A 22,036-nucleotide genomic window follows, 5' to 3' on the forward strand; every position below is an offset into this window, starting at 1 on the left:
TTAAATTTAAAAATCGCGCTTCCTAAAAGAAGGCGAGTTGAGTTGAATGATTTTAACAAGTTTGAGAAGCCTAATTTCCCAACTCTAACAAATATCATAAATTTAATTTGAAGCTGTAATTTGACTTTTCCACATTGGTGGAAAAAAATGATCGATATAGGGCTTTGCGCATGCGGAATATTTGTATTCGCTTGGTTATCAATATTAATTTAATGTTGATAACTTTAGAAGATAGAAAATATCTGTATTTTAAGAATGTTTTTTTAGTCTAATATTTATGTCATAAAGTGACTACACTTTCTTGGTTTAATCTAATTATTTACTATATTTTGACAGCTTATTATATTAAAATATATATATGAAAAAATTACTTTGCGGTTTACTATTTTTATTATCTCTGGAAGCCTCCGCTCAAGAGAATGTCACTTTCCAAAAACCTTCTTCCGAAATTTTAGCCTTAGCTGATTTTATACGCCCTCCACAGATACGAATATCAAATGATCATAATTGGATCTTATTTTTATATCGACCTACTTATAAGTCTTTGGCAGAATTGGGGCAGGAAGAGATGAAGCTGGCCGGTCTTCGTATCAATCCGGCAACAAATGTTGAAAGTGCAGAAACCTTCTTTAATAAATTTTCTTTAAAGAAAATTGCTGATGATAAGGAGATTACAGATTTTAGAGGCATGCCTGCTAATCCTTCATTGGCAAATTTAACGTTTTCACCAGATAATACGAAATTAGCTTTTACCAATACAAATACTACCGGTACGGCTTTATTTATATTAGATTTAAAATCATTGCAGGTCAAACAATTGACATCATATGTGTTGAATACGTTATTAGATGCACCTTATAAATGGTTCCGTAATTCTGAACGTTTGTTGATTTCAACACTACCAGTAAATAGAATAAAATTAATTGACCAAACAAAAGATTTGCCGACCGGACCAGTTGTTTCGACAAGTGATGGACAGGTGTCGCAATTGAGAACATATCAGGATTTGTTGAAAAATCCACAGGATGAGACTAATTTTGAAACATTGGTTCAGTCTGAATTACAAATTGTAGATCTAGAAGGTGCAGTTCAAAAGTTTAGTGATAAAGCAATTTTTGCCGGGACCTCTTTTTCTCCAAATGGCGAATATATTTTAGTGAATACGATTAAAAAGCCTTATTCTTATATTGTACCTTATTCTAGATTTCCCCAGGAAACAGCTATTTACGACCTGACAGGGAAATTAATTACGAAGGTGAATGATGTTCCTTTGATAGAAGTTATGCCTAAGGGTTTTTCTGCTACACGTACAGGCCGTCGGAATTTGCATTGGAGAGATGATAAACCGGCAACTTTAGCCTATGTTGAGGCTTTGGACGGTGGTGATCCTGGGAAGAATGTTGAATTCCGTGATGCTTTATATACATTGGACTTTCCTTTTACCTCATCCCCTAAATTGATCACCAAAACCAAAGATCGCTTTGCTGGTGTCATCTGGGGAAATGATGAATATGCAATGGTCAGTTCGCAATGGTATGATACCCGTAATGTGAAAACATTTTTGATTAATCCAAGTTCTGGAGCGTCAAAATTGATTAATGACCGCAATAGCCAAGATATCTACAATGATCCTGGGGATGTGTTTAAGGCACGTAATAACTTTGGAACGTATCCGATGTCAATTCAAAATGATAAAGTGTTTTTAATAGGGAAGGGATTTACAAAGGAAGGGGAATTTCCTTTTGTGGATGAGCTGGATCTAAAGAGTTTAAAGAAAAAAAGACTTTACACCGCTAAAAAATCAGATCTTCAAGAACGTATTATTCAGCTTATTGATCCGAAAACGGGAGACATGATGGTTTCTCTGCAATCTGCTTCGATGTTCCCAAATTATTTCAAAAAGAATATTAAAACAGGAAAACAAAAGGCATTGACACAGTTGGAAAATCCATTTACTAATTTAGAAAAAGTACACAAAGAGATCTTGAATTATAAACGTAAAGATGGTGTTGATCTTTCAGGTACGTTATACCTGCCTGCAGGTTACGATTTTAAGAATAAGGAAAAACTTCCTTTGTTGATCTGGGCTTATCCAAGAGAATATAAAGATAAAAATACAGCTGGCCAAAGTACTGCAAACCCGAAAGAATTTACCTATCCGAGTTATGGATCATTTATTTATTGGGTGTCTAAAGGGTATGCCGTATTGGATAATGCCGCATTCCCAATTGTTGGCGAGGGTACTCAGGAACCAAATGATACTTTTATTGAACAGCTTGTTGCGAATGGTGCAGCGGCAATCGATGCGGTCGATAGTTTAGGCTATATTGATAGAAAGAAAGTGGCTGTTGGAGGACATTCTTACGGTGCTTTTATGACCGCACATCTTTTATCTAATTCAAATTTATTTGCTGCCGGAATAGCAAGATCTGGTGCTTATAATCGTACGTTAACTCCTTTTGGATTTCAAAGCGAACAACGTAACTTTTGGGATGACCCACAACTGTATATGACCATGTCTCCATTTGTAAGTGCTGATAAGATGAAAACTCCTTTATTACTTGTACATGGGGGGGCAGATAATAATCCGGGTACCTTTACATTACAGACGGAGCGTTATTTCCAAGCATTGAAAAATCTTGGAGCTCCTGTTCGTATGGTTATTTTACCGCGTGAGGCACATGGTTATGTTGCAAAGGAGAATATTTTCCACCTATTGTGGGAACAGGATAAGTTTTTAGAAAAATATCTAAAAAACAAATAACCCTTAGTAAAAAGCCAGATAAAAATTATCTGGCTTTTTTAATACTTATGCGTTTTTAACGCATGTCAAATGTTATTTTACAGTTTGATCTCTTTTGAAATTCTTAATTAGCGTGCAGCTTTGACTTGTACTGGTAGTAAATGATCGCCCCATATTAATGCAATTTTACCAGATTTATCCACATCAATTTTAAATTGTTCCTGTGGTGTAGTGCTTGTTGAATTTCTAACATTTACGCGTAATGCATCTTGTGCTTGATCATATTTTGTTCCCCATTGATTCCATGTTTTATTGAAAATAACAATTGTTTCTTGTTCACCGGGAATAGTATATAAGCTATATTTTCCTTTTGTTAATTTTTTACCTTCAATAAGGACGTCTTTATCAAATGCTACTGTTGTTGCTTCATTTGCACCCGTACGCCATATTTCTCCAACTTTGACAATATCAACACCAATTTGTCTACCTTTTAAAGATGGACGGCTGTAGTTTACATCAATGTTTACACCATCACTAGTAGTGACTTTAACACTATCAGGTGGGCTAGGTCTCTTGGTTTTATCAGTTTGTCCAAATACAGTGGTACAAATGATCGTTAACATAAATAAGATAGCTGTTGTTTTCATAATATTTTTTAATTAAATATACATAAAAATTTAAAGTAAAAAATTGATAGTAAGCTTTTTAAATTAATTTCTTGTATTTAGAGATATCGATACCACAATTTTAGTTTTGTTGATCCATAGGTAGATCGTATGGTAAAGTTTTGGTATAAATGAGGAATAGTTGTACTTGGAGAAGGCTATAAATAAATTTTAATACAAAAAGGGGAATATGTGTTTTGCATATTCCCCTTTTATTTTTTCTCATTAAGCACTTAAACGAGGTATTCAAATAAGGTTTGATCTTTATTTAATTCGATATATTCAAATTTGTTTTCCGTCATTCTTTGTAACAACGATTGGTAATCTGCCGGGTTGTTTAGTTCGATACCAATCAAGGCTGGACCACGCTCGCGTTCGGTTTTTTTGATAAATTCGAAACGGGTAATATCATCTTTGGGGCTTAATACCTCGGATACGAATAGTTTTAAAGCTCCTGGGCGATTTGGGAAACGTACAATAAAGTAATGTTTATATCCTTCATATAAGAGTGATAATTCTTGGATTTCACTCATACGGTTGATATCATTATTGCCTCCTGAAATAATACAGACAACTTTTTTTCCTTTTATTTCATCTTTATGAAACTCTAATGCCGCTACCGAAAGCGCTCCGGCAGGTTCTACGACGATTGCATCTTTATTATATAGCTCTAATATGCAGGTACAGATTTTTCCTTCTGGGATCGATCGGATATCATCTAAATATTCGCGGCTGATCTCGAATGTAAGGTCTCCAACTTTTTGAACAGCAGCACCATCGACAAATTTATTGATCTTCTCGAGTTCGACAGGTTTTCCCGCTGTAAATGCTGCCTGCATAGAAGCTGCTCCTTGTGGCTCTACACCATAGCATTTGATATTGAGATTTTTGTTTTTTAAATAGTAGCTCGTTCCTGCAGAAAGTCCACCACCACCGATTGGAATAAAAACAGCATTAACATCTGGTAAGTCTTGTAAGATTTCTACGGCTACTGTTCCCTGTCCTTCAATAACCTTTGGATCATCAAAAGGAGGAATGAAGGTCATGTTATTTTCTTCAGTATAAATGCGAGCCGCTTTCTGACAGTCATCAAAAGTATCTCCGGTCAATATAATTTCGATATTGCCATTGCCCCACATTTCTGTTTGTGTTATTTTTTGTTTTGGTGTTGGGCCGGGCATAAAAATAACACCTTTAATATCGAGCTTTTTACAAGAGAAGGCAACTCCCTGTGCATGATTGCCAGCACTTGCACAAACGACACCACGCTGCTGCTCTTCTTGGCTCAGTGAAATTATTTTATTATATGCTCCTCTTAATTTGTATGATCTAACGATTTGCAGGTCTTCTCGTTTCAGATAGACATCTGCGCCATATTTCTCAGAAAGATAAGTGTTGTATTGCAAAGCTGTGCGATTGACGACGTCCTTGATACGATGGTAAGTGCTTTCTGAGTCGATTTGTAAATTAGAAAAATCTAAACTCATTTTGTTCTATTATGATTAGGTGATTGTTTTTTTTATTCAAATAAAAAAACGTCATTTCGACTTAGAATAAAAGTAAATAAGTTTTTTGACTTTTTACTTGCAAATTTATTCTTTGTCAAAATGACGTTTTAATAAGTTTTTGTGTTATTAAACGCTTTCTGCGAATAAACTTCTGAGATCATCGTCGCAAATATCTTTTTTGGCATCTGCTAGAATTAGGAAGCGCTCATATGTTTCTGCAAGGGCTTCTTTTTCTAAGGTGTAACCGAGACGTTCTAAGTGATGCTTTAAAGCATGACGACCGGAACGAGCGGTTAAGATAATACCTGCTTCTTCTAATCCCACATCTTCGGGACGAATAATTTCATAAGTCTCACGGTGTTTTAAGAAACCATCTTGATGAATACCGGAGCTGTGCGCGAAGGCATTACGCCCAACAATTGCTTTATTAGGTTGTACTGGCATATTCATCATTTCACTTACTTTACGTGAAAGGTAAGTGAACATCTTGCTGTCAATATTTGAAGTTAGGTTACCGAAAGACTGATTATGAACTTTTAGAATCATAGCCACTTCTTCCAAAGAGGTATTTCCAGCACGTTCGCCGATACCATTGATGGTACATTCTACCTGACGTGCACCATTTTGGATTGCAGCAATGGAATTTGCTGTTGCTAATCCTAAATCATTATGGCAATGTGCAGAAATAATCGCTTGATCAATGTTTTTAACATTTTCTTTCAAAAACTTTATTTTAGCGCCATATTGATCAGGTAAACAGTAACCGTTCGTATCTGGAATGTTGACAACAGTAGCACCTGCGGCAATAACTGCTTCGACCATTTGCGCTAAGTAAACTAAATCAGCGCGGCCGGCATCTTCTGCGTAAAACTCTACATCTTCAACATGCGATTTTGCATATTTTACTGCCGCAACAGCGCGATCTAATATTTCTTCGCGTGTGGAGTTGAATTTATACTTGATATGCATATCAGAAGCTCCGATACCCGTATGTATACGTGGTCTTTTTGCATATTTTAAGGCTTCTGCAGCAACTTTAATATCATTTTCATTGGCACGTGTCAAAGCACAGATAATAACATCATTTACGGCCTTGGATAATTCAACAACCGATTGAAAATCTCCGGGACTAGAAACTGGGAAACCAGCCTCAATAACATCGACACCCAGTTTCTCCAAATCTTTTGCAATGTCGATTTTTTCAGGAGTGGTTAATTGACATCCTGGTACCTGTTCGCCATCGCGAAGAGTGGTATCGAAGATGTATAGATGATTTGGATCGTGTAACATAGCTTTATGTTTATAATTTAGAAACTCTGTTCAGTCTATTTAATAAATTCTAATACTTTAGCACCCATTTCTTGTGTGCCTAATATTTTGTCTGCAGGTGTATTTACATTTGCAATATCACCTGTTCTCCAGCCAGCTTTTAATGTTGCTGCAACTGCTTCCGTTACTTCTTTAGCTTCTGCTTGTAAACCAAAACTAATATCTAACATTAATGCAACAGATAAAATCGATGCCAATGGATTGGCTTTATTCTGTCCTGCAATATCGTGCGCTGAACCATGGATAGGTTCAAAAAAACCTGTACCGTCACCAATAGATGCAGAAGCTAGCATGCCCATAGAACCAGCAATCTGTGAAGCTTCGTCTGTTAAAATGTCACCAAATAAGTTGGCGGTTAGTACCACATCAAATTTCTTTGGATTTTTCACCAATTGCATCGCAGCATTGTCAATAAACATATGTTCAGTTTCGACATCTGGATATTCTGTTGCAATCTCTTGCACGACTTCTCTCCAAAGACGGGATGTTTCTAATACGTTTGCTTTATCTACCGAACATAATTTCTTAGAACGTGTACGGGCAGCTTCATAAGCTTTACGTGCTATACGTTCTACTTCATAGCGGTTATAATTCATTAGATCTGAAGCGAAATTATTATCTTCAGAACGATTTTTCTCACCGAAGTATACGTCTCCTGTTAACTCGCGGAAGAAAAGGATATCTGTTCCTTTTAATACTTCTGGTTTTAGGCTAGATGCGTCTAATAGTTCATCAAATAACAAGATGGGACGTAAGTTTGCATAAAGACCTAATTCTTTACGGATTTTTAATAATCCTTGTTCCGGACGTACTTTAGCAGATGGATCATTATCGTATTTAGCATGTCCAATGGCACCGAATAGGATTGCATCACTTGATTTTGCTTTCTCTAAGGTTTCATCTGGCAATGGGTTTCCGGTAGCTTCAATAGCAACGTGACCCATGATCGCTTCATCAAAACTGAATTCATGACCATATTTTTGTCCGATTTTTTCTAGAACTTTTTTACCCCAAATAGTTACTTCTTGTCCTATTCCGTCACCAGGAATAACGAGTATATTTTTTTTCATCAGATTAATTATTTTGAGTGTATGTTTTTCAATTGGATAATCGACTCCATTTCACTCGTTTTTATGTTTTATGATGAAACTATCATGCGCATATCTACTGTATGTTGTGAGTAGCGTGGGCATGATAGTTTCCTGTTATGCGTACTGTAAAATATCTTCAATGGTTTTAACCATTCCTTTTTCTAATATGATTTTCTTTTCAAGGCATGTTGGTAGCTGTGTCTCAAAATGGCCAACATAAATTAATGTTTTTCCATAGGTGCATAGTTCATCTACAACTGCATTGAAATGTTGTGTTTGTTCGTAATCAAGACCCTGGCAGGGTTCGTCCAAAATTAATAATTCAGGATTCTTAATCACTGTTCTTGCTAGCAAAGCTAAACGTTGTTTGCCTAAGGGTAGTGTATTTAATAATTTATTTTTATCTTCTTTCAAATCAAAGAAATCCAATACTTGATCGAGGAATTGTTGGTTTTCAAAGCTGAGATTACGGAATAGTCCAACGGAATCAAAAAAACCTGAAGCAACACTTTGCCAAACTTTCGCTGACTGATCAAAGTACCAATGCATTTCAGGTGAAATAATTCCTAAATGAGCTTTGATGTCCCATATACTTTCTCCAGATCCTCTTTGTTTACCGAAAAGAACAATATCATTGGCATAGGCCTGAGGGTGATCTCCATTGATTAAACTTAATAACGTAGACTTTCCAGATCCATTATGCCCCTGCAATAACCATTTTTCACCTGCTTTTACTTCCCAACTAATTTTTTTTAGTACCTCTTTTTCACCATACCTTACATCCACATTGGACATTTTTACCATGGTTTGGGAAGTAATACGTGGAGATTTCTGTAAAAAATGTGGAAGTGGTTTTCTTGCGCGCTCTTTTTCTCTTGAGAATGCTGCTTGTGAAGAAACTTCAAGTAACTGACCTCCTTGTATTTCTGCAAAATGATTGATACAGGTTGGCACTGTTTGATCATTACTGATTAATATCAAAGTCACTCCAGCGTGTGCTAAATCATCGAACGCTTGATTAAGTTCTTGGCGAGATTGACGATCCAGACCTGTATAGGGTTGGTCAATAATCAGTACTTGTGGCTTTAGCCATAACGCTTTAATTAACTGCAGTTTTTTATGTTCACCACTTGACAATTCTATAAGCTGTGTGTTTTGAACATCTTCAAACCCAAAAGTTTGGAAGTATGGTTTTACCTCTTCAAATTGCAAATGTTTTTCTTTTGCAAAATGTAGAAATTCGGCCTGTACTGTTAACGTATCGTTGGTTTGATGTTTGTTGTAACGTTGCTGGTAATAGAAGTTTTTATCGCCTTCTAAATTGGTGAATTGATACCAATTTGAAACATATAAAACTTCTGCAGGAAGAGGGGAGCTGCTGTTAAAGTTAATTTTTAAAAGTCCACTGTATGGAATATGGCCTGCAATTGCTTGTGCCAAAGTAGTCTTTCCCGTACCGCTTCTACCACCGATTAACCAGTGCTGACCTGGTTCAATTTGCCAATTCAAGTCCTGCAGTACCACATGATATTGGTGCTGGACAGTTAAATTGGCAATATGGACGACAGGTTCTATCATTATCTTGTTTGTTCGAAAGTTTCGATTGCACTTTTGTTATTTAGGATGAAATCAATATCATCATATCCGTTAATAAGACATGATTTTTTGTAAGGATTAATTTCAAAAGATTGTTGTGCACCTGTTTCAGATAATGTAACGGTTTGATTTTCTAGATCCACGATAATTTCTGTGTTCGGGTTTTTAAATACGGTATCAAAAATAGTTTCTAAAAACTCGTCTGTTACCTGAATCGGCAATACGCCATTATTCAAGGCATTGCCTTTGAAGATATCTGCGAAGAAACTACTGATCACAACATCAAAACCATAATCCTGGATAGCCCAAGCGGCATGCTCACGACTGGAACCACAGCCAAAGTTTTTACCTGCTACAAGAACTTTTCCTGCATAAGTAGGGTTGTTCATTACAAAATCAGACTTGGGTTGATTGTCGCTATCATAACGCCAGTCGCGGAATAAATTGTCACCAAATCCATCCCGTGTAGTAGCTTTTAAAAAGCGTGCTGGGATAATCTGATCGGTATCTATATTTTCAATCGGTAAAGGAACTACCGTTGTTGTTATTGTTTCAAATTTTTTCATCTAAATAATTTGTTATTTAATGGTGATGAAGCTATCATGAGAAGAGTATCTATCTCTTTTTTGAGCCACTTTTGCCTCATGATGGTTTCATCTAAATAATTATTTACGAGTGTCTGTTTTTAACTGTATCAATGAACTCGTTTCACTTTATATGTGAGCTGTTTCAAGCTCTTGATATTTTTCGTGTTATGTTGCTGTCAGTGCAATGTTTTATTTTAAAACTGCTCTAACTTCTCTAAGCTTCATAGTCATGCTGACGGCTAAATTATCAGCCCAATTGTTGTAATCTTTAATAGCATCTAAACGTTCTTGATCGCTCACATATCCTTCTTCTACCATTTGTTTTGAGTTGGCTACCTGCGACCATATTTTTAATTTGTCTAGGTGTAATGGGTTGTTGCGCTCATAATGTTCATCGGCGTTAAAGACTTCGATTTGACCAAAACCATGTTCTTCAAAAATGTCATCCAGATCGTATCCGATCCTATTGTTCATACCAGCGTCATTTCGCCACATCAAAAACATGTGATAATAATGTTCCATACTTCTGGGTATTTTTGGAGTCCAATCGATGGCTTCATGATTATAATCTAATATCGATACTTGCCCATTGGGTTTTAATAACGTTTTCAATTTATCAATCGCTTTATCAAGTGTTGAAATCCATTGAAAAGTACGTGCTGAAACGATCAGGTCAAATTTTTCGATGCTGTCAAAATCTAGTAAATCACAATGAATCAATTCTAGATTCTGGATACTACCAAATAGATTTTTTCCTTCCGTAATAAAAGACTCTGTATTATCAATTCCAACAACAGCACCTGATGGGCCGACTATGGCTGCGATATCTTTTGTGATCGCACCTGTTCCACAACCGATATCCAAAACTCTTAATCCTGGTTTTAGAGCAGATTTCAATGTATGATAATCTTTTTCCAACGTTCTTTGATTAAAGATTGCGTTTGCACTTTGCTCTTCACGTTGAATCACTTTATTTTCGGTGACTGCGACTGTCTGACAAATTTGGCACATTTGTAAAAGTTATTTAAGAACAGCTACTATTAGCAATTAGATTATATCAACTCCCTAACATCGGTAATTTTACCTGTTACAGCTGCCGCTGCAGCAGTTAAAGGTGATACCAGCATCGTGCGGGCATCAGGTCCTTGACGTCCTTCAAAATTTCTATTTGATGTCGAAACACAGTATTTTCCTGCAGGAATTTTATCTTCATTCATGCCTAGACATGCTGAACAGCCTGGTTCACGTAATTGAAATCCTGCCGCTTCGAAAATTTTATCTAATCCTTCTTCGATTGCCTGTTTTTCAACTTGTTTTGAGCCGGGAACGATCCAAACTTCTACTTGTTCTGCTTTTTGTTTTCCTTGAACAAATGCAGCAACTTCACGTAAATCTTCGATACGGGAGTTTGTACAGCTTCCAATAAAGACATAATCTACTGGTTTTCCTAAAATTGGAGCATCATCAGCAAAGCCCATATAGTTGAGTGCTTTTTGATAAGATGGTTGTTCTGATTCAGGTTGTGACTGTGTAGCTGGAATGCTTTCTGTAATGCCCATGCCCATTCCTGGATTAGTACCATAGGTGATCATCGGTGCGATATCTGCTGCATCAAATTCTAATACAGCATCAAATTGTGCGTCATCATCAGAATATAATGTTTTCCAATATGCTAATGCTTTATCCCATTCCTCTCCTTTAGGAGCGAATTCACGTCCTTTTACATAATCGAAAGTAGTTTGATCGGGAGCAATTAAGCCTCCACGAGCTCCCATTTCAATACTCATATTACAAATGGTCATTCTAGCTTCCATACTTAATGAACGGATTGCCGAACCAGCGTATTCAATAAAATAGCCTGTACCACCTGCTGCAGAGATTTTTGCAATGATGTATAAGATAATATCTTTTGCGCCTACTCCTTTTTGCAAATCACCATTTACTTCGATTTTCATCGTTTTTGGTTTTTGTTGCAGTAAGCATTGTGTTGCAAAAACTTGTTCCACTTGAGAAGTGCCTATTCCAAAAGCAATAGCACCAAATGCACCGTGTGTTGAGGTATGACTATCTCCACATACCATAGTTTTACCTGGTAATGTAATCCCTAATTCTGGCCCAATCACGTGTACAATACCTTGGTAGGGGTGACCTAAACCATATAGGTTAATACCGAATTCAGCACAGTTTTTAGTCAACATATCAACTTGGTAGCGTGATAATTCTTCTTTGATGGGAAGGTGCTGATTTAAAGTGGGGACATTATGATCTGCCGTGGCAACAGTTTGGTTGGGACGAAATACCGGTAAACCTCTTTTGCGCAGACCATCGAATGCTTGTGGGGAAGTTACCTCATGGATAAGGTGGGTGTCTATATAAATAATATCTGGAAATCCTTCTTCACGTTTGACGACATGCGCATCCCAAATTTTTTCTACTAATGTTTTTGACATTTTCTTCTCTAATGTTAATTTTTCAATTTAATTCGGTTGTTTTTTTGGAACTTCCTAAAAACAACCGAATTTTTGCAGTCTAAATTACGAAAATTTAAACAGTTTTTATAGCTTTCATTGCAGTCATTGCTTGACGTAATTTACGACCTACAATTTCGACTTCATGATTACGTAAAATATCATTAATTTCCACTAACTGAGCGTTATCTACTGAAGCGTCTTTACCAGCATTATAGTTTTTACCTACTAAATCAGTTTGTACTGTTTTCATGAAATCAGCTAATAATGGTTTACAAGCTTGATCAAATAAATAACAGCCATATTCTGCTGTATCTGAAATAACACGGTTCATTTCAAATAATTTTTTACGAGCGATTGTATTCGCGATTAAAGGAGTTTCGTGCAATGATTCGTAGTAAGCTGATTCTGGTTTAATTCCTGCTTCAACCATAGTTTCGAAAGCTAATTCAACACCAGCTCTGATGAAAGCAACCATCAAAGTATAGTTGTCAAAGTACTCTTGCTCTGCAATTTTCACATCACCTGCAGGAGTTTTTTCAAATGCTGTCTCACCAGTTTCAGCTCTCCATTTTAATAGATTTGCATCACCGTTAGCCCAGTCTTCCATCATCGTTTTACTGAATTCGCCAGAGATAATGTCATCTTGGTGTTTTTGGAATAGCGGACGCATGATATCTTTCAATTCTTCTGATAATTCAAAAGCTTTGATTTTAGCAGGATTGCTTAAACGATCCATCATACCACTTACACCACCGTGCTTTAATGCTTCAGTAATAACTTCCACACCATATTGAACTAGTTTAGATGCATATCCAGCGTCAATTCCTTGTTCAACCATTTTATCGAACGATAAAATAGAACCTGTTTGCAATAAACCACATAGGATGGTTTGCTCGCCCATTAAATCAGATTTTACTTCAGCAACAAATGATGATTTCAATACACCAGCTCTGTGACCACCTGTACCTACACAATATGCTTTTGCTTCAGCCCATCCTTTTCCTTGTGGATCGTTTTCTGGGTGAACAGCAATTAAAGTAGGAACACCAAAACCACGTACATATTCAGCACGTACTTCAGATCCTGGACATTTAGGTGCTACCATGATAACAGTAATGTCTTTACGGATTTGCATGCCTTCTTCTACGATGTTGAAACCGTGTGAATAGGACAATGTAGCACCTTCTTTCATTAATGGCATTACAGCATTGATCACAGCAGTATGTTGTTTATCTGGTGTTAAGTTAATTACTAGATCTGCAGTAGGAATTAATTCTTCATAAGTTCCTACTGTAAAATTGTTATCTGTAGCATTTTTCCAAGAATCTCTTTTTTGCTCAATAGCTTCTTTACGTAAAGTATATGATACGTCTAAACCACTATCTCTCAAATTTAGACCTTGGTTTAAACCTTGTGCACCACAGCCTACGATTACGATTTTTTTACCCTTTAAAGCATCTACACCGTCAGCGAATTGACTGTTGTCCATAAAATCTGCTTGACCTAATTGATGTAATTGATCTCTAAGTGGTAGTGTGTTGAAATAATTTGCCATTGTTGTTGTTAATTTCTTTATTGATGGTTTGTTGATTATTTTATTTACTGTTTCTAATTGCTTTGCGTTGTGCTAAGGCATATCCCCAATGCAAATTGTCGTGCGATAGGGTTGCGATTAGTACTTCTTCGATTGTTTTCATCTCAGCACCATAGGTTGCTGTAGCGTAAGGAGTGATAGTCGTAAAAATACCTTTCTCATAGTCGCTTTGAATCTGATCGATGGTTGTTAGCGCTAATGCTTTCAATTCATCTACTTCTTCCTGTGTCACGTTACGTGTCGGTTTAGTATCTTTTTTATAGTCTTCATTGTACTTTACTGATGACGTATCTGCTAAGATACCGGTGCGAACATAACTCAACGTTTGTGTTGAAACGACGATATGCGCAAAATTCCAGAAGATATTATTATTGAATCCTTCCGGTATAAGATTTAATTCGTCTAATGTCAAATCATCTAGTAATCTTACAAATCCTTTACGGCTACTGATAATAAATTCAAATATGTGTTGTGTCATTTTTTACTTTTTTAATCGAAATTTTTAATGAGGCAATGATTTTACAGGACATTGCCTCATTTTTGAAAGTTAAGAAATGTTGCCATTACATGGTGAAAACATCATCTCCTTTTTCGAGATATTCGTTTTCAACGACATCTTCAGAAGGTTCTCTGCGTTCAAATTCTTTTAATTTAGCATGAAATCCAGCACTTTCTTTAATGATAGCGATACGTGCACCACGTACAAATTCGATTAAATTATACTTGGTCAACTCTTCTGTTAACTTATCAATTTCCTCACGATGACCAGCGGTTTCGAAGACGGTGTAGTCTTTGCGGATAACAACTGCAGATGCGCCATATTGACGTAACAGTCTTTCTACGTACACCTTTTCTGTAATGACTTCTGTTGGAACTTTGTATAAAGCCTGTTCTTGCCAGATTACTTCATCGTTAGTATTGTAGTATGCTTTGAGTACTTCTACCTGTTTTTCGATTTGACGGCATAATTTGCGTACTACTTCTTCTATTTCAGTAATTAAAATCGTAAAGCGATGAATCCCTTCTACTTCGGAAGGAGAAGTGTTTAAACTTTCGATATTAATTTTTCTTCTTGAGAATATGGTTGATATTCTACCGATCATGCCGATAGAATTTTCTGTATAAATCGTGATTGTATATTCTTGTTTTTCCATTTTACTTCAATCTAATTTCTGAAACACTAGTTCCCTGTGCAACCATTGGGAACACATTGTTTTCTTTTCCAACCATTACTTCTAAAAGGTAGGCGCTATCGTGTTCCAACATGGTTTTTAAAGCTGTTTTCAACTGATCTCTTTCTGAAACTTTTTGTCCCTCTATATAGTATGATTTTGCTAAAGCAACAAAATCTGGACTAGTAATATTCACGAAAGAATAGCGTTTTTCATTGAAAAGCTGTTGCCATTGGCGAACCATTCCTAAGAATTGATTGTTTAGAATCAGGATTTTTACTTTAGCACCAAATTGCATGATAGTACCCAATTCTTGGAGTGTCATCTGGAATCCCCCATCGCCAATAATAGCAATAACATCGCGATGTGGTGCGCCATACCAGGCACCTATTGCTGCAGGTAGACCAAATCCCATGGTTCCTAATCCTCCTGAAGTAACATTAGATTTTGATTGATTGAATTTTGCATAACGGCATGCTACCATTTGATGTTGTCCAACATCGGTCGTGATAATCGCATTTCCCTCAGTCAGTTCATTTAAAAGATTGATCACTTCGCCCATTGTTAGTACATCACCTGTTGGATGAAGCTCATTTTGGATGACCTCTTTAATTTCTTCTTTTTCTAAGGTTCTGAACTGTTCTAACCAATCGGTATGTTCTTTTTTGTCGATCAATTCAGTCAGTTGCGGTAAAGTTTCTTTACAATCTCCCCAAACAGGAACTGTTGTTTGAACATTTTTGTCAATTTCGGCAGGGTCAATATCTAAATGTACTACTTTTGCCTGTTTTGCATATTTGTCAAGACGTCCTGTTACACGGTCATCAAAACGCATACCGATAGCGATTAAAACATCACATTCGTTAGTCATCACATTAGGTGCATAGTTACCATGCATTCCAAGCATACCAACATGTTGTGGATGATCTGTTTCGAGTGCACTAAGGCCCATTACTGTGGCTGCAGCAGGTATGCCTGATTTTTCTAAGAAATCTTTAAACTCCTGCTCAGCTTTACCTAAAATAATACCTTGACCAAATAAGATAAATGGTTTTTGTGCACTATTGATTAGAGCAGCAGCTTCCTGTACATACTCTTTTCTTACAATAGGAGATGGACGGTACGAGCGGATGTGCGTACATTTTTCATAACCTTGATAATCGAATAATTCCATTTGTGCATTTTTCGTAATATCGATCAATACGGGGCCAGGTCGACCTGTACTAGCGATATGAAATGCTTTTGCTAATGCCATCGGAATTTCGGATGCTTCTGTTACTTGGTAACTCCATTTTGTGACAGGAGCGGTAATATTAATAACGTCTGTTTCTTGAAAGGCGTCTGTACCCAATAAACTTGCGAATACCTGTCCAGTGACGCAGACGATAGGGTTGCTATCGATCATAGCATCGGCTAAACCAGTAACTAAATTTGTTGCTCCAGGACCAGAAGTTGCAAATACAACACCAGGGCGGCCAGAGGTTCTTGCATACCCTTGTGCAGCATGGATACCACCTTGCTCGTGACGGACCAAAATATGAGTTAATTTTTCATTATAATCATATAATGCATCATAGATCGGCATGATCGCTCCTCCAGGATATCCAAATACGGTATCAACACCTTCACATAGTAAGGCTTCTAATACCGCCTGCGAACCTGTTAATTGACTAACGGGTTGAGGTTGCTTTGTACATTCCTTGCTTTCAGTTTTTTCCAGCGTACTCATTATTTTCAATTTATTCGATTTGTAATTCTTTTGTTTGTGTTGATTATTCGGTCTTGCTTTTATAAGTCTGTTACACAGCCTTCTGAAGCGTCAGCAACAGTTTTGGCATATTTGTAAAGGACTCCTTTTGTTACTTTCAATGCTGGTTGTTTCCATCTTGCACGTCTAGCAGCAATTGTTGCTTCGTCGACTTTTAAGTTTAGTGTATTGTTGACCGAGTCGATTTCAATGATATCTTCATCTTCTACTAATCCGATCAAACCTCCTTTATACGCTTCAGGGGTAATGTGTCCCACGACAAAACCATGCGTACCTCCAGAGAATCTTCCGTCTGTGATTAATGCGACAGATTTTCCTAATCCTGCACCAATAATAGCTGAAGTAGGTTTTAGCATCTCTGGCATTCCAGGTGCTCCAACTGGTCCCTCGTTTTTGATCACCACTACATCTCCTTTTTTGACACGACCTGAAGAAATCCCTGCGATTAAATCTTGCTCTCCATCAAATACACGTGCGGGCCCGACAAATTTCTCTCCTTCTTTTCCTGAAATTTTTGCGACAGAACCTTTCTCGGCTAAGTTTCCATATAGAATCTGTAAATGGCCATTTGCTTTAATAGGATCGGCTAGTTTATGAATGATCTTTTGATCATAATCTATTACGGATTTCACATCTGCTAAATTCTCAGCTAATGTTTTTCCTGTTACAGTCAAACAGTCACCATGTAGTAATCCCTCGTTTAATAAATATTTTAAAACTGCAGGGATTCCACCGTATTGATGTAAATCTTGCATTAAGTATTTACCTGATGGTTTAAAATCAGCTAAAACCGGTGTTTCATCCGACATACGTTGGAAATCATCCTGTGTGATATCTACACCTACTGATTTACCAATTGCAATAAAGTGTAATACGGCATTTGTACTTCCTCCTAGTATGATGATCGCACGGATGGCATTTTCAAATGCTTTGCGTGTCATGATATCTGAAGGTTTAATATCTTTTTCTAATAAGATGCGGATATATTTACCAGCTTCTAAACATTCATCTTTTTTATCTTGTGATACGGCAGGATTGGATGATGAATAAGGTAAGCTCATTCCTAATGCTTCGATGGCAGCGGCCATTGTATTGGCTGTGTACATTCCTCCGCAGGCACCTGCTCCGGGACATGTATTACGGATTACACCATCGTAATCTTCGTCGGAAATATTACCACATATTTTTTGCCCTAAAGCCTCAAATGCGGAAACAATATTTAGATCTTCTCCTTTATAATGACCGGGTGCAATTGTTCCACCGTAAACCATTATTGCTGGGCGATCTAAACGGCCCATTGCGATTACAGCACCAGGCATATTTTTATCACATCCAGGTATTGCAATCAATCCATCATAATATTGCCCACCACAGATTGTCTCAATGCTATCTGCTATGACATCTCTACTGACTAATGAATAACGCATACCTTCTGTACCATTACTCATACCATCACTGACCCCAATTGTTCCGAAGGTTAAACCAACTAAATCACTTGCCCATACGCCCTTTTTAACAACTTGCGCAAGATCATTTAAATGCATGTTACAGGTATTTCCATCATAACCCATACTCGCAATACCTACTTGAGCTTTTTCCATGTCCGCATCTGTAAGACCAATACCATATAGCATTGCTTTTGCTGCGGGTTGTGTTTCGTCTTGTGTGAATGTACGGCTGTATTTATTCAAGATTTGTTCTTTATCAGATGATGACTTCATAGTTCTCGTTCTCTAATACTAAATTTTTATATCGTCTTTGTATAGAAGCACCTATTGTATGCTCCCAATCTTCTTTATAAATAATGTGATCGACTTGTTTTATTCCTATTATTTCTGCTGCCGTTCCTGATAGAAAAGCTGAATCTGCTTCGTGGATATCTTGGACTGTCAACCTTTTCTCAATTAATTCAATTCCTAATTTTTTACAGATCAGAATGACGTTTTTTCGGGTTATGCCAGGAAAAATATTCTGAATAGGCGGTGTATACAGTTTGAAATCTTTTTCAATAAATAAGTTTTCACTTGATGCTTGTGCTACATAACCATCCTGATCTAACAACAGTGCTTCGTCATATCCATTTTTTATTGCTTTACTGCTTGCTAAAATGGAGTTGATGTATTGGCCTGATATTTTTGAGGAAATCGGAAATGCTTTCGAACTTGGTCGCTGAATATCCGATATTTCAACCTTTAATAGATTTTGTCCTAAATAAGGTCCCCATTCCCATGCAGCCATCATGATCCGAGCTTCAGTTGATGAAGTGAGGTGCATGTTGGATCCAGAGAATACCAATGGACGAATGTAGGCTGAACGTAGATTGTTGATGGATAATAATTCATAAGCACGGTCAATCAACTCCCTATTATCCCATGTATATGGTATATTGATTGCATCACATGACTTCTCTAGACGCTCAAAGTGTTCCAGTGCTTTAAAAATACGAGGTCCATTGTGGGTGTTATATGCCCTAAGACCCTCAAACGCACCATATCCATAATGCAAAGCTTGAGTATACAGGTCAAGACCTGTAGCAAAAGCTTTGACGTACGATCCGTCTAAGTAAATTAATGTGTTCTCGTCGTAATATTTCATAACCTTGTTATCTACCCTCCCTATTAGTAATAATTAGAAAATGACCTGTTTTTGTTTCCCTTGGGTAAATGTAATTTAAGCGTAAACTTTACTGCTGAAATTATTTCTTTAAGTTACTCCGAATAAAAATAATTGGCAATAGCCTTATCTAACTTTTTTGATTAAGTATATAATTTTGATTATTTGTTTTTTGCAAAATTAAATTTTTATATTTTCAATATTAGTGATATTTTAGAATGCAGTAAGTAGACCGTATTTAAAATCGGTCTACTTGGCTCAAAAACTTTTTTTTCATTTTGACCTCAAATTCTTCTTAAAAATTGATAATTCCTTATTCTTTTTATTTTTTTGAGTATTATTTCTTTGAAGTTATCCTCCGTTTTTTTTGATTCATGAGACTATTGTTAATGAACAATATGTGGGAAAAATTTTAAATGGGATGATGGGGGAGAGGTTGTAAAAACTGGGGAAATGGGAACCGATAAGTTACCTAGTTTTTAAACAAATTGTTGCTAGCTTTCAGATTGCTTGGTGTTAGATTGATGTGTCTTGTGGATCTGTGTAGGGAAATGTCAAGAATGGGTCAGAACGTTCTTATTATGATGGAATTTAAGAGTCTTCTAAAGTGTTTGTATGAGATGATTTTCTTGTCTTAGTATAAGGAGAAAAACTAATCTTGATGCATATGCACTATTTTGTCAACTTATCCACATTGTGGACAAATGATGTTTATTTTAGGTTGAAGGATATGCGACTATTCTATTGACATGTTAAGAGGGAAATCATTTTCAGGTTTTATATTATTTTTTCAACAATTTGTTTAGAATGTGTTGAAAAAATAAAAGCCTCTTATTTTTTAATAAGAGGCTTTTGAGATCATCGTATGATGATTATGCTTCAATAATTCCTTCGGCCAAAATGGTAACGACATTATTCTTAGCTTCTACAACACCACCTTTGATGTTTAAGATCTGCTCGTCTTTACCTTGCTGAACAATTACTTTTCCGTCTTCCAAAGTCGAAATGATAGCCGCGTGATCTTTCAATATTTGAAAAGATCCTGAAGTTCCTGGAACAGTTACCGCAGTTGCATCACCTTCAAATACTATTTTGTCTGGAGTGATTATAGATAATTTCATTATTTTTAGATATAAGATTTGAGATTTGAAATTTGAGAACTTGAGGTCTTCAAATAGATATGAGATAATAGCGTCTGCATTACCTCATATCTAATGTCTAATATCTAATTAAACTGCTTCAGCTAATAATTTTTTACCTTTTTCGATTGCTTCTTCGATGCTACCTACTAAGTTGAAAGCTGCTTCAGGATATTCATCAACTGCACCATCAAGAATCATGTTGAATCCTTTGATTGTATCTTTGATGTCTACTAATACACCTTTTAAACCTGTAAATTGCTCCGCAACGTGGAAAGGTTGAGATAAGAAACGTTGAACACGACGTGCGCGCTGTACTGTTAATTTATCTTCTTCAGATAACTCATCCATACCTAAGATAGCGATGATATCTTGTAATTCTTTATAACGTTGTAAGATTTCTTTAACACGCTGTGCTGTATCGTAATGCTCGTTACCTAAAACTGCAGGGCTTAAGATACGAGATGTCGAATCTAATGGATCTACCGCAGGGTAAATACCTAACTCAGCAATTTTACGAGACAATACTGTTGTTGCATCTAAGTGAGCGAATGTTGTCGCTGGTGCAGGGTCAGTTAAATCATCGGCAGGTACATATACCGCTTGAACTGATGTAATTGATCCATTTTTAGTAGATGTGATACGCTCTTGCATTAAACCCATCTCTGTTGCCAAAGTTGGTTGGTAACCTACTGCAGAAGGCATACGGCCTAATAAAGCAGATACTTCAGAACCAGCTTGTGTAAAACGGAAGATATTATCAATAAAGAATAATACGTCTTTACCTTTACCATCTTCTTCACCATCACGGAAATATTCAGCGATTGTTAAACCTGATAAAGCAACACGTGCACGCGCACCTGGAGGCTCATTCATTTGACCGAATACGAAAGTACATTTTGATTCTTTCATTAATTCAGTATCGATAGCATCTAAAGGCCATTGACCTTTTTCCATCTCTTCCATGAAATGCTCACCGTATTTGATAATGCCTGATTCCAACATCTCACGTAGTAAGTCATTACCTTCACGTGTACGTTCTCCAACACCAGCAAATACAGATAAACCACCGTGTCCTTTTGCGATATTATTGATTAATTCTTGGATTAATACAGTTTTACCTACACCGGCACCACCAAATAATCCAATTTTACCACCTTTAGAATAAGGCTCTAATAAATCGATTACTTTAATACCTGTAAAAAGTACTTCAGTTTCAGTCGATAAATCTTCAAATTTAGGTGGAACATTATGGATCGAACGACCATTTGTTTTATCTAAATTTTTGATCCCGTCAATGGCATCACCCACAACGTTGAATACACGACCTTTAATTTCTTCACCAATAGGCATTTTGATTGGAGCACCTGTGTCGACAACTTTCATTCCACGAACCAAACCTTCGGTTGCATCCATAGAAATTGTACGAACACGTTCCTCACCTAAGTGTTGTTGAACCTCTAAAACGACACGCTGACCATTTTCTCTTTCGATAATCAAGGCATCGTAAATTCTAGGTAGATTTTCATTGTCGGCGAAGTTGACGTCAACCACTGGGCCGATAATCTGCGCTATTTTACCAATATTGGGCATATTATAGGGACTAAATATTTATTAATCAATTTTATAAAGGCAATAAAAACCGCCTCTTTTTGGTCAGCAAAAATAAGCTTATTGTCGCTGAAAAACAAATAGAAATTTCAATTAAATTCTTTTTTATTTAAATATGTCAATTTGTTATTCATTCTAATTGACTGGGT

General features: G+C 36.6%; 17 protein-coding genes. 1 reads left to right on the plus strand and 16 read right to left on the minus strand.

The window, feature by feature from the left end; genetic code table 11:
- Positions 1-358 precede the first annotated feature (358 nt).
- The gene (locus EDF66_RS05165; RefSeq protein WP_132841063.1) at positions 359-2,764 is read left to right on the plus strand and encodes a prolyl oligopeptidase family serine peptidase; all 2,406 of its coding nucleotides are present in this window, start codon (positions 359-361) and stop codon (positions 2,762-2,764) included.
- A 107-nt stretch (positions 2,765-2,871) separates the two neighbouring features.
- Here EDF66_RS05165 and EDF66_RS05170 read toward each other — a convergent pair whose 3' ends face one another.
- The 16 genes from EDF66_RS05170 to atpD form a co-directional block, all read right to left on the minus strand.
- Positions 2,872-3,390: a DUF2911 domain-containing protein gene (locus EDF66_RS05170; protein ID WP_132841064.1), complete on the minus strand. Its 519-nt coding sequence runs from the start codon at positions 3,388-3,390 to the stop codon at positions 2,872-2,874.
- Positions 3,391-3,641: 251 nt separating this feature from the next.
- A complete protein-coding gene (ilvA, locus tag EDF66_RS05175; protein WP_132841066.1) occupies positions 3,642-4,895 on the minus strand; it encodes a threonine ammonia-lyase IlvA in 1,254 nt (417 codons plus the stop codon).
- A gap of 147 nt (positions 4,896-5,042) precedes the next feature.
- Entirely contained in the window at positions 5,043-6,206 is a 1,164-nt protein-coding gene (locus EDF66_RS05180) for a 2-isopropylmalate synthase (RefSeq protein WP_021191844.1), read from the minus strand.
- Between the two features lie 35 nt (positions 6,207-6,241).
- A complete protein-coding gene (gene leuB, locus EDF66_RS05185; protein ID WP_132769216.1) occupies positions 6,242-7,315 on the minus strand; it encodes a 3-isopropylmalate dehydrogenase in 1,074 nt (357 codons plus the stop codon).
- 135 nt (positions 7,316-7,450) lie between these two features.
- Positions 7,451-8,914, minus strand: coding sequence for an ATP-binding cassette domain-containing protein (locus EDF66_RS05190; RefSeq protein WP_207898468.1), 1,464 nt, complete (start codon positions 8,912-8,914; stop codon positions 7,451-7,453).
- On the minus strand, positions 8,914-9,498 hold the full coding sequence (gene leuD, locus EDF66_RS05195) for a 3-isopropylmalate dehydratase small subunit (RefSeq protein WP_132841068.1): 585 nt from the start codon (positions 9,496-9,498) through the stop codon (positions 8,914-8,916). The genes EDF66_RS05190 and leuD overlap by 1 nt, the downstream gene beginning before the upstream one ends.
- Positions 9,499-9,708: 210 nt before the next feature.
- Positions 9,709-10,530 (minus strand): methyltransferase domain-containing protein, encoded by an 822-nt coding sequence (locus EDF66_RS05200; protein WP_021191842.1) that lies wholly within the window; start codon positions 10,528-10,530, stop codon positions 9,709-9,711.
- Positions 10,531-10,571: 41 nt separating this feature from the next.
- Complete coding sequence (gene leuC / locus EDF66_RS05205; protein WP_021191841.1) at positions 10,572-11,969, minus strand: 3-isopropylmalate dehydratase large subunit; 1,398 nt, start codon at positions 11,967-11,969, stop codon at positions 10,572-10,574.
- Positions 11,970-12,063: 94 nt separating this feature from the next.
- Positions 12,064-13,545: a ketol-acid reductoisomerase gene (gene ilvC / locus EDF66_RS05210; RefSeq protein WP_021191840.1), complete on the minus strand. Its 1,482-nt coding sequence runs from the start codon at positions 13,543-13,545 to the stop codon at positions 12,064-12,066.
- A 40-nt stretch (positions 13,546-13,585) separates the two neighbouring features.
- A complete protein-coding gene (locus EDF66_RS05215; RefSeq protein WP_132841070.1) occupies positions 13,586-14,062 on the minus strand; it encodes a DinB family protein in 477 nt (158 codons plus the stop codon).
- Between the two features lie 85 nt (positions 14,063-14,147).
- The gene (gene ilvN / locus EDF66_RS05220) at positions 14,148-14,738 is read right to left on the minus strand and encodes an acetolactate synthase small subunit (protein WP_021191838.1); all 591 of its coding nucleotides are present in this window, start codon (positions 14,736-14,738) and stop codon (positions 14,148-14,150) included.
- A gap of 1 nt (position 14,739) precedes the next feature.
- Positions 14,740-16,485 carry a biosynthetic-type acetolactate synthase large subunit gene (gene ilvB, locus EDF66_RS05225; protein ID WP_132841071.1) on the minus strand — a complete coding sequence of 582 codons (1,746 nt, stop codon included), beginning with the start codon at positions 16,483-16,485 and terminating at the stop codon, positions 14,740-14,742.
- A gap of 59 nt (positions 16,486-16,544) precedes the next feature.
- Complete coding sequence (gene ilvD / locus EDF66_RS05230; RefSeq protein ID WP_132841073.1) at positions 16,545-18,245, minus strand: dihydroxy-acid dehydratase; 1,701 nt, start codon at positions 18,243-18,245, stop codon at positions 16,545-16,547.
- Positions 18,229-19,119 carry a branched-chain-amino-acid transaminase gene (ilvE, locus tag EDF66_RS05235; RefSeq protein ID WP_132841074.1) on the minus strand — a complete coding sequence of 297 codons (891 nt, stop codon included), beginning with the start codon at positions 19,117-19,119 and terminating at the stop codon, positions 18,229-18,231. The genes ilvD and ilvE overlap by 17 nt, the downstream gene beginning before the upstream one ends.
- An 890-nt stretch (positions 19,120-20,009) precedes the next feature.
- Positions 20,010-20,258 (minus strand): ATP synthase F1 subunit epsilon, encoded by a 249-nt coding sequence (gene atpC / locus EDF66_RS05240; protein WP_132769200.1) that lies wholly within the window; start codon positions 20,256-20,258, stop codon positions 20,010-20,012.
- Between the two features lie 108 nt (positions 20,259-20,366).
- The gene (gene atpD, locus EDF66_RS05245; RefSeq protein ID WP_132841076.1) at positions 20,367-21,869 is read right to left on the minus strand and encodes a F0F1 ATP synthase subunit beta; all 1,503 of its coding nucleotides are present in this window, start codon (positions 21,867-21,869) and stop codon (positions 20,367-20,369) included.
- Between the last annotated feature and the right edge of the window lie 167 nt (positions 21,870-22,036).

This window comes from Sphingobacterium sp. JUb20 (assembly GCF_004342035.1).
GTDB classification, from domain to species: domain Bacteria; phylum Bacteroidota; class Bacteroidia; order Sphingobacteriales; family Sphingobacteriaceae; genus Sphingobacterium; species Sphingobacterium anhuiense.

What these genes read in the sequence shown, in the direction of transcription:
- EDF66_RS05165 (WP_132841063.1), top strand. Translation starts at nt 359, where the DNA reads ATGAAAAAATTACTTTGCGGTTTACTATTTTTATTATCTCTGGAAGCC.
- EDF66_RS05170 (WP_132841064.1), bottom strand. Translation starts at nt 3,390, where the DNA reads ATGAAAACAACAGCTATCTTATTTATGTTAACGATCATTTGTACCACT.
- ilvA (WP_132841066.1), bottom strand. Translation starts at nt 4,895, where the DNA reads ATGAGTTTAGATTTTTCTAATTTACAAATCGACTCAGAAAGCACTTAC.
- EDF66_RS05180 (WP_021191844.1), bottom strand. Translation starts at nt 6,206, where the DNA reads ATGTTACACGATCCAAATCATCTATACATCTTCGATACCACTCTTCGC.
- leuB (WP_132769216.1), bottom strand. Translation starts at nt 7,315, where the DNA reads ATGAAAAAAAATATACTCGTTATTCCTGGTGACGGAATAGGACAAGAA.
- EDF66_RS05190 (WP_207898468.1), bottom strand. Translation starts at nt 8,914, where the DNA reads ATGATAGAACCTGTCGTCCATATTGCCAATTTAACTGTCCAGCACCAA.
- leuD (WP_132841068.1), bottom strand. Translation starts at nt 9,498, where the DNA reads ATGAAAAAATTTGAAACAATAACAACAACGGTAGTTCCTTTACCGATT.
- EDF66_RS05200 (WP_021191842.1), bottom strand. Translation starts at nt 10,530, where the DNA reads ATGTGCCAAATTTGTCAGACAGTCGCAGTCACCGAAAATAAAGTGATT.
- leuC (WP_021191841.1), bottom strand. Translation starts at nt 11,969, where the DNA reads ATGTCAAAAACATTAGTAGAAAAAATTTGGGATGCGCATGTCGTCAAA.
- ilvC (WP_021191840.1), bottom strand. Translation starts at nt 13,545, where the DNA reads ATGGCAAATTATTTCAACACACTACCACTTAGAGATCAATTACATCAA.
- EDF66_RS05215 (WP_132841070.1), bottom strand. Translation starts at nt 14,062, where the DNA reads ATGACACAACACATATTTGAATTTATTATCAGTAGCCGTAAAGGATTT.
- ilvN (WP_021191838.1), bottom strand. Translation starts at nt 14,738, where the DNA reads ATGGAAAAACAAGAATATACAATCACGATTTATACAGAAAATTCTATC.
- ilvB (WP_132841071.1), bottom strand. Translation starts at nt 16,485, where the DNA reads ATGAGTACGCTGGAAAAAACTGAAAGCAAGGAATGTACAAAGCAACCT.
- ilvD (WP_132841073.1), bottom strand. Translation starts at nt 18,245, where the DNA reads ATGAAGTCATCATCTGATAAAGAACAAATCTTGAATAAATACAGCCGT.
- ilvE (WP_132841074.1), bottom strand. Translation starts at nt 19,119, where the DNA reads ATGAAATATTACGACGAGAACACATTAATTTACTTAGACGGATCGTAC.
- atpC (WP_132769200.1), bottom strand. Translation starts at nt 20,258, where the DNA reads ATGAAATTATCTATAATCACTCCAGACAAAATAGTATTTGAAGGTGAT.
- atpD (WP_132841076.1), bottom strand. Translation starts at nt 21,869, where the DNA reads ATGCCCAATATTGGTAAAATAGCGCAGATTATCGGCCCAGTGGTTGAC.